This window comes from Pinibacter soli, from assembly GCF_029961145.1.
Taxonomy (GTDB): Bacteria; Bacteroidota; Bacteroidia; order Chitinophagales; family Chitinophagaceae; genus Pinibacter; species Pinibacter soli.
This window is the reverse complement of record NZ_JASBRG010000010.1, coordinates 1-1,312: the sequence shown is the minus strand read 5'-3', so window position 1 is coordinate 1,312 and position 1,312 is coordinate 1. Positions and strand designations below refer to the sequence as shown.

The 1,312-nt window shown below is 39.9% G+C and carries 1 protein-coding gene and 1 pseudogene; both read left to right on the top strand.

Translation table 11 applies throughout. From position 1 onward, the window contains the following. Positions 1-43: 43 nt before the first annotated feature. Positions 44-229: pseudogene (locus tag QJ048_RS23355) on the top strand (IS3 family transposase); the annotation flags it as partial. Positions 230-459: 230 nt separating this feature from the next. Further along, positions 460-1,263, top strand: a complete 804-nt coding sequence (locus QJ048_RS23350; protein WP_282336886.1) for an IS3 family transposase — start codon at positions 460-462, stop codon at positions 1,261-1,263. The last annotated feature ends 49 nt before the right edge of the window (positions 1,264-1,312 follow it).

Genomic DNA, 1,312 nt, shown 5'->3' with positions numbered 1-1,312 from the left:
TGCCTCGTCCTGAAATAAGTTGACACAAAAGTTGACTTATACAATGAAAGCAACAAAGAGTGGTAATCTAAAAAGGACCCAGAAGGATTATAGTTTATCGTTCAAACTTCAGGTTGTGGACGAAGTTGAAAAAGGGCACTTGACCTATAAACAAAGTCAGAGGAAGTATGGCATCCAGGGAAAATGTACAGTTTTGAACTGGTTAAGAAAACACGGAACTTTGGACTGGACAAGTAAAATGCCCATGAAAAAGAAAGCACCTCCTAAGACGTACATATCGCAATTAGAAGCAAAAATCAAACGGCTGGAAGCAGAGAAAGAAATCTTGAATCGAGCCATAGATATAGCTGACGACATGTTTAATACTGAGATCAGAAAAAAGTACTTACCCCTGTCGCAAGCAGCTTCCGACAAGCCTCAGGGGGACGAACCCACAGCGTCAGCCGAGTAGCGGCCACACTGGGTTATAGCCGCCAGTATGTTTATAAGCAACCTAAAGATGCAGCCAGGCAATTGGAAAAGCAGCAGGTGGTTAAACAATTGGTAGACAAACAAAGGAAGGTGCTGCCACGTATCGGCACGCGTAAAGTTTATTATTTAATTAAGGATCAGTTGTTGCAGAGCGGATTAAAGTTCGGCAGGGACAAATTATTTGCCTTGATGCGCTACTATGACTTGCAGATCAAGCCACGGCGTAGATATGTCCAAACCACAATGAGCAAACACTGGCTCAGGAAATGGCCCAATATTATCAAAGAGAAAGTAGTATCGGCACCAGATGAGGTTTGGGTAAGTGATATAACTTATATAAAAACAGATCAGGGCAATTGTTATTTAAACATGGTAACAGATAAGTACAGCAGGAAGATTGTAGGCTATGCCATAGCTGACGATATGGGGACTGAAAGTATGATTGGTGCTTTGAAAATGGCTATCTCAAATAAAAAATCAACAGCACAAACAATACATCATTCCGACCGGGGATTGCAATATTGCAGCAAAGAATATCATTCATTGACTCAAAAGAACAACATTCAACTAAGCATGACAGAAAATGGTGATCCTTACGAAAATGCTTTAGCTGAAAGAATGAACCGAACTATTAAAGAGGAGTTTGGAATAGATAAAATTATCAAAGACAAAGAGTCCGTAACGCAACTTGTAAAAGAAAGTATATTTTTATACAATCACAAAAGGCCACATCTTGCCTTACACATGCAAACACCCGAACAGGTATATCAAACAAAAATCCCGGTCACCTGAGGCAACCGGGACAATTTAAAAATCTGTCAACTTATTTTAGGACTATACA